General features: G+C 71.8%; 1 protein-coding gene. It reads right to left on the bottom strand.

Annotation, left to right across the window (positions count from 1 at the left end; all coding sequences use genetic code 11):
• The coding region (locus ACWGH4_RS25900) for an amino acid adenylation domain-containing protein (protein WP_453465205.1) at positions 1-8,054 on the bottom strand (8,054 nt) is incomplete at its 3' end.
• Between the last annotated feature and the right edge of the window lie 18 nt (positions 8,055-8,072).

Below are 8,072 nucleotides of genomic sequence, written 5' to 3' on the forward strand. Positions count from 1 at the left end.
TGCAGCGCGGCGCTGCGCACACCGATCACCCGCGCACCGTCCTCGACGGACAGCGCACCGGCCACCACCGCGGCCGCCACCTCACCCTGCGAATGGCCCACCACCGCGGCCGGCTCCACACCCAGCGACCGCCACACCGCCGCCAGGCCCACATACACCGTGAACATCACCGGCTGCAGCACATCCAGCCGCGACCACTCCTCCACGACCCCTTCCCGCAGCAGGCCCTCCACCGACCGGTCCAGATACGGGGCCAGCGCCTCATCGCACTCACGCACCGCGTCGGCGAACGCCTGTGACTGCTCCAGCAGTTCGCGCCCCATTCCGGCCCACTCGCTGCCCTGGCCGGGGAAGACGAACACGACCTGGCCCCGCTCCCCCGCCGAGCCCTGGATCAGGGCGCGGTGGGAGCGGTGTCCGGCGAGGGCGGTGAGGGCTTCCGCCGCGTCGGTGGTGGTGCCGGCCATGACGACGGCCCGTTCGGTGAAGTGGGCGCGGCGGGTGGCGGCGGTGGCGGCGATGTCCCGCAGGGGCGTGTCGGGGTGGGCGGCCAGCCAGTCGGCCCAGCGTCCGGCCTGCTCGCGCAGTGCCGTGTCGTTGCGTGCGGAGAGGACGACGGGCAGGGGGGCAGGCTGTGCGCCGTGGGTGCGGGGGGTTTCGTGCGGGTGGCGCGGCGGGGCCTGTTCGAGGACGACGTGGGCGTTGGTGCCGCCGATGCCGAAGGAGGAGACGCCGGCGCGGCGGGGGGTGTCCTGCTGCCACGGGCGCAGTTCGGTGTTGACGTGGAAGAGGGCGGGGTCGAGGCCCATCTCGGGGTTGGGGCGTTCGAAGTTGAGGCTCGGCACGAGTTCGGCGTGGTGCAGGCACAGGGCGGCCTTGATGAGGCCGGCGAGTCCCGCGGTGACGTCGGTGTGGCCGATGTTGGTCTTCACGGAGCCGAGGGCGCACGGCTCGTCGCGGTCGTCTGCGGCGAACACCTGCTGCAAGGCCTGTACTTCGATGGGGTCGCCCAGCGCGGTCGCGGTGCCATGGGCTTCGATGAGCCCGATGTCGGCGGGGGTGAGACCGGCCGCGGCGTGGGCGGCGGCGATGACCTGTGCCTGGCCCTCGACGCTCGGCGCGGTGAAGCCGACCTTGTCGGCGCCGTCGTTGTTGACGGCGCTGCCGCGGATCACGGCGTAGACGGTGTCGCCGGCGGCGAGGGCGTCGGACAGGCGGCGCAGGACCACGACGCCGACGCCGCTGCCGAAGACGGTGCCGCCGCCCTTCTCGTCGAAGGCGCGGCACTTGCCGTCCGCGGAGAGCACCAGGCCCTGCTGGTACATGTAGCCCTGTTTGAGGGGGACGGTCAGTGAAGAGGCGCCGACGAGGGCGACGTCGGACTCGCCGCGCAGCAGGCTTTCACGGGCCAGGTGGGCGGCGACCAGGCCGGTCGAGCAGGCGGTCTGCACCGACAGGGCGGGGCCGCGGAGGTTGAGCTTGTGGGCGACGCGGGTGGCGAAGTAGTCGTTCTTGGTGCCGATCATGGTGCGGAAGAACGACGACATGTCGTTGACTTCCTCGCCGCCGTAGCCGCCGAAGCCCGATCCGCCGAAGACTCCGATGCTGCCGTCGTAGGTCTGCGGGACCAGGCCCGCGTGTTCCAGGGCTTCCCAGGCGCATTCGAGGAAGAGGCGGTGCTGCGGGTCCATCGTCTCGGCCTCGGCGGGCGAGTAGTCGAAGAACGTGGCGTCGAAGAGGTCCGCGTTCTCCACGTGGCCCTTGGCCCGTACGTAGTTCGGGTCGCGCAGCAGCGTGTCGGGGACGCCGGCGGCGCGCAGTTCGGTCTCGGAGAACCGGGTGATCGACTCGGTGCCGTTGCGGAGGTTGTTCCAGTAGGTGGTGATGTCCGGTGCGCCGGGCAGCCGGCAGGACATGCCGACGATGGCGATCGCGTCGTCGTCGGTGCGGCGCGGCGGTGCGGGCCGCGGACCGCGGGCGGTCCGGGTGGTGTCGTGGTCGCCGCGCAGGAACGCGGCGAGCTGCCGGACGGTGGGGTAGCGGAAGACCGCGGACAGGGGGAACTCGCGGCCGAGTCCTTCGCAGATGACCTTGTGGGCCTGCAGGGCGGTCATCGAGTTGCCGCCCAGCTCGAAGAAGCCGCGGTCGGTTTCGATCCGTGGACGGTCCAGCACCTGCGCCCAGGCGCGTCGCACCAGTTGCTCGACGCTGTCGCCGAGGGGGGCGGGCGCGGCGGGTGCGGTGTCGGAGGGGGCCGGTGCCGTGCCGGCGGCCCGCGGTGCGGGCATCCGGAGCAGCGCACCGCGGTCGACCTTCTTGTTGGGGGTGTGCGGCAGTTCGTCCAGGCGTACCAGCCGGGAGGGCACCATGTAGGCGGGGACCCGTTCGGCGATGTAGGCGCGTACGAGGTCCTCTTCGGCGGGCCGGCCCGTCCAGTACAGGAACAGCCGGGGGTCGTTCTCGGTGTCCTGGCGTACGACGGCGGCGCATTCGACAACGCAGTCGTGTTCGCCCGCGACGGCTTCGATCTCGCCGAGTTCGATGCGGTGTCCGTACAGCTTGATCTGGTTGTCGATGCGGCCGCAGTACTCGAGGCTGCCGTCCTCCCGGTAGCGCACCAGGTCGCCGGTGCGGTACATGCGGGCGCCGGGGTGGAACGGGTCGGGCACATAGCGTTCTGCGGTCAGTTCCGGCCTGCCGAGGTAGCCGCGGGTCACGGCCCGGCCGCTGATCCACAGTTCGCCGCGGCTGCCGCGGGGCATCCGTGCGCCGTGGCTGTCGAGGACGTACAGGCCGGTGCCCAGGACGGCGTCGCCGAGGGAGACCTCGCCCGGTTCGACGTTCCAGGTGGTGGACCACACGGTGCATTCGGAGGGGCCGTAGATGTTGGTCACCGAGCCGCGTACGGTGCGCAGCAGTTTCTTCGCGAGCGGCCGGTCCAGCGCCTCGCCGCCGACGATCATGCGGTCCAGGCCGCCGAGCAGGGCCCGGCCGTCGGCGTCGGCCAGCAGCATTCTGGCCAGCGACGGGGTGCACTGCAGGTGGGTGGGTGCGAAGGAGCGGTAGCCGGGCCATTCGCCGACGCTGCCCTGGGCGATGACGACGCGGTAGCCGCGGGTGAGGGTCCAGATCAGTTCGACGGTGGAGATGTCGAACGAGGGGCTGGTCACGGCCAGCCAGGTGTCTCCGGGGCCGCCGCCGATACGGTCGTCGACGCTGCGGCAGAAGTTGACGAATTGTCCGTGCTCGATCAGGACGCCCTTGGGGGTGCCGGTGGAGCCGGAGGTGTAGATGACGTATCCCAGGTCGTCGAGCGCGGGGCGGGCGGCCGGCGGGGGCCACGCGGCGTCGAGGGGGGCGTCGGGGATGTCGCCGATCAGCAGAACGTGGGCCGTGGTGTCCACCGGCCGGTCGGAGACGAGGACCCGCAGTCCGCTGTCCTGGATCACGTAGTCGACGCGAGCCTGCGGGTAGTGCGGGTCGACGGGCAGGTAGGCGCCGCCCGCCATCCAGATGGCGAGCACCGAGACGACCAGGTCCGCGGAGCGGGGCAGGTGCACCCCCACCGGGACCTCGGCCGTCACACCGGCCTCGGTGAGCCGCGCGGCCAGTGTCCCGGCCCGCGCCACCATCTGACGGTAGGTCGTCTCCCGGCCGTCGCAGACCAGGGCGATCGCGTCGGGTGTGCGGCGCGCCTGGGCCAGCACCAGGTCCAGGGCGGTCGTGGTGTCCGGGCCCGCCGTGAGCGAGGGCCGGCCGCCGCGCTCCTCCAGCCAGGCCAGCTCGGCCGCGTCCAGCAGATCCAACTCGCTCAGGCGGCGCCGCGGCTGTGCGGCCAGCGACTCGAGCAGGGTGCGGAAGTTGCGCACCATCCGCTCGGCGGAGGCCCGGTCCATGGTGTGGGAGAGGTATTCCAGCTCGCCCCACAGTCCGTCGCCGCTGGGTGCGAGGTTCATGCCGAGGGCGAACTTGGATGCGCCGCGGACGTTGCCCGCGCCGTTGCCGCCGGCCGGCAGGAGCCAGGCGTCCTCGCCGCTGCCCAGGGCCGGGAAGTCGGCGCCCATGTAGTTGAACACGGCGCGGATCAGCGGGTTGTCGTCGCCGGTGCGGGGCGTGTCGGCGACCTTCATCACCTCGGTGAGCGGCACGCTCTGGTGCTCGACCAGCCCCAGGATCCGCGGCTGCATCGCGGCCAGCAGATCGGTGAAGACGGGGTCGCCGCTCAGATCGCAGCGCAGGGGCAGCGTGTTGGTGAAGAAGCCCAGCACGTCCGAGGTGCCCGGCAGCTGCCGGTTGGCCCAGACCGTGCCCAGGGTGAAGTCGTCCTGGCCGGCGTAGCGGGCCAGCATCGCGGCGAACGCCCCGGCGAAGACGGTGTACGGGGTCACGGACTCTTCGGAGGCGAGTGCCTCCAGTTGCCCGCGAAGCTTTGCGGGCACGGTGAAGTAGACCGCGTCGCCGCCTTCGGCGCCTTCCGCCACGGCCTGCGGGCCGGGCGGCAGCTCCAGGATCGGCGAGCCCCGAAGTTCGGCGGCGAAGAACCGCAGCCCCTCCTCGAACCGCCCCTCCGTGAGGCTGCGTTGTTCCCAGCGGGCGTAGTCGCCGACGTGGTGCGCGGGTTCGGCCGCCTGCGGCCGCCGTCCCGCCGTGAACGTGCGGTAGGCGTCGTACAGTTCGCGCAGGAACACCGTCAGGGACCAGCCGTCGGTGACCGAGTGGTGGAAGGTCAGGCACAGGATCTGGCCGTCGGCGCCGGTGTCGAGCAGACGGCAGCGCAGCAGGGACGGTCCGGCGAGGTCGAAGGGCTGCAGCTCCTCCTGCCGGATCCTGTCGTCCACCGCGTCCTGTCCGAGGCCGGACAGGTCCTCGTACGTGAACGGGACGGTGACGTCGGTGTGGACGTTCTGGACGAGCCGGCCCTCTCGGGAGCCAAGGCCGGTGCGCAGCGCCTCGTGCCGCCCGGCCATCCAGGCCAGGGCCCGGACGAACGCGTCGCGGTCCAGCGGACGGGCGGGCCGTATCCGCAGGGCCACGTTGTAGCGGGCGGTGCCCGGGCTCATCTGCTCCAGGAACCACAGGCGGCTCTGGCCCTCGGTCGCCGGGTGGACCTCCCGTTGTTCGGCGCGTTCCAGCGGCAGCGGTGCTGCGCCGGCGGTGTTGGGGTCGCCGGTGCCGGGTGCGGCGTCGAAGACGTGGGTGAGGAGGTGGTCGGCCAAGGCGCCGGGGGTGGGGTGGGCGAAGGCGAGGTCCGCGGGCAGGACAGCGCGTACCTGTGCCGACAGGCGGCGGCGCAGTTCGACGGCCATCAGCGAGTCGAGGCCCAGGTCCTTGAGCGGCTGGTCGTCGCCGATCTCCTGCGGGTCCGCGATACCGAGGACGACCGCGACGTCGCGGCGCACCATCTCGGTGACCGCGGCGCGACGCTCGGCCTGCGACAGGGCGGCGAACTGCTCACGCAGGCCGGAGTCGGTGCCGGGGGAACGGCGTGTGCCGCGCAGACGGGCGGGGACCAGGGCGCGGAAAACGGGCGGAAGTTGCTCGCCGTCGTCCAGGGCGCGGCGCAGCGATGCGGTTTCGAGCTTGATCGGGACGAGGTGGGCGTGCGGCTGGAGCAGGGCGGCGTCCAGCGCGGCCAGCGCCTGCTGCTGGGTCAGCGCGCCGAAGCCCTGGCGCCGCATCCGCGCCACGTCCGCCTGCCCGAGTTCCGCGGTCAGCCCGATACCGGCCTGCTGCCACAGACCCCAGGAGAGACTGGTCGCGGCAAGACCCTCACTACGGCGGAGGGTGGCAAGCGCGTCCAAGGCCGTGTTGGCGGCGGCGTAGTTGCTCTGGCCGGGGCCGCCGAGGACGCCGGAGGCGGAGGAGTAGAGGACGAAGGCGGCGAGATCGAGGCCGAGTTCGCGGGTGAGGTCGTGCAGGTGCAGCGCACCCTCGGTCTTGGGGGCCAGGACGGGGGCCAGACGGTCAAGGGTCTGGTCGGTGAGGAGTCCGTCGTCGAGGACGGCGGCAAGGTGGAACACACCGGTCCAGGGGTGGGCGGTGTCCACGCCGGTGAGCAGGGTGCGGACCTGGGCGCGGTCGGCCACGTCACAGGCGACGACCTCGACATGGTCGGCACCGGCGGCGGTCAACTCCCCCACCAGGTCGGACACACCGGGTGCGTCGGCGCCACGGCGTGAGGTCAGCACCAGACGGCGCACACCATGCTCGTGGACCAGGTGACGGGCCAACGCCTGACCCAACTCCCCCGTCCCGCCGGTGATCAGGACCGTCCCGGCAGGATCCAGAACACGGGTCTGCGCGTCGGCGTCCGCCGACGTCCGGACCAGGCGGGCCGCCAGCACCTTGCCCTCGCGGACGATCAGCTCGGGCTCGTCCGCGATCGGCAGGGCCGGTGTCAGGTCCTGGGTGTCGGTGTCGATCAGGCGGATCACCCGCTCCGGGTGCTCACTGCGTGCCGAACGCACCAGACCCCACAACGACGCCTGGCCCACGTCCGTGGCGTCCTCACCGACCGCGCCCCAGGTCACCAACACAATCTCGGTCACGGCCTCATCGGCCAACGCCTGCTGGAGTTCGGCCAGTCCACGCCCGGCGACCTCCGTCACCGAACCCGACCAGTTCCGTGCGTCGATCACCAGCCGGTCGGCGTCCTGTTCCTGAGAGCCGGCCGTGACCGGCTGGAAGTCCACCCGGTACAGGTGGTCCACGGACACCGACGCTGCGGCGCGGATCTGCTCCGCCGTGGCCTGCCGTACCTGGAGTCCCTCGATCCGGGCGACGGGGTCGCCGTTCTCGTCGGCCACCCAGATGCGGGCGGCGGTGCGTGTCTCGTCGAGCTCGGCCCGGACGTGGAGCAGGTTGCCCGCGCCGGTGAGGAGGTCGACCCCGGTCCATTGGAACGGCAGGGCGATGTCGTCTCCCGTGCCGTTGCCGTCCGGTACGGCGAACAGTGTGTGCAGGGCGGTGTCGAGGAGTGCGGGGTGGATGCCGTAGCCGTCGGTGGAGACGTCCTTGGGCAGGCGGACCAGGCCATAGGCGGTGTCGCCGTCGCGCCACAGTTCGCTCAGGCCCTGGAATGCGGGGCCGTACTCGATGCCGATGGTGTCCAGACGCTCGTAGAAGCCGTCCAGGTCCACCCGCTGCGCACCCGCCACCGGCCACTGCGCCAACGCCTCGAACCCGCCGGACGCGGCGGCCGGTGCCTCGCTCAGCACACCGGACGCATGCCGGACCCACTCACCGTCATCACCACGCCGGCTGTAGAGCGCCACCGGACGACGACCATCCGGTCCGGGCGCGCCCACCGTCACCTGAAGCCGCAGCTCACCCTCCTGCGGAACGACCAGCGCCTCCAGGAGCGTCAGCTCCTCCACCCGGCCCACACCCACGAAATAGCCGGCCGACAGGGCGAGTTCGAGCAGCGCGGTGCCGGGGACGATCACCGTGCCGAATACCGCATGATCGGCCAGCCAGCCGAACTCGCGCAGTGAGACACGGCCGCTGAACACATGACCTTCGCCGTCGGCGAGCGTGGTCACCGCACCCAGCCACGGATGCCCGGCCGACTCCAGCCCCACCGAGGTGACATCACCCGACGCCTTGGTGACGGTGTCCAGCCAGAAACGTTCGCGCTGGAAGGCATAGGTCGGCAGGTCCACCACCGGACCATGCGTCCCCAACAGGGGTTCCCAGGCCACCTCGACGCCCGCCACGTGCAGCAGCGTCACCATCCGCGCCATCTGCGCCAGATCCCCGCGCTCACGCTGGAGCGTGCCGACGACCACACCCCGCCCGGCACTGCCGTCCGTCAACGGCATGATCAGGACCGGGTGGGGGCTGACTTCGACGAACACGTCCAGCCCGTCGGCGAGCAGCGCCTGCTGCGCCGCATCCAGCCGCACCGGCTGACGGAGGTTGCGGCACCAGTACCCGGCGTCGAGCGCCGTGCCGTCCAGCAGACCGCCGGTGACCGTCGAGTAGAACGGCACCTGTCCCGCACGAGGCGTCAACGACGCCAACTCCGCCTCGAGGTCGGGCAGCAGGGCGTCCATGTGGTGACTGTGGGAGGC

It is taken from the genome of Streptomyces sp. NPDC054847, from assembly GCF_053610925.1.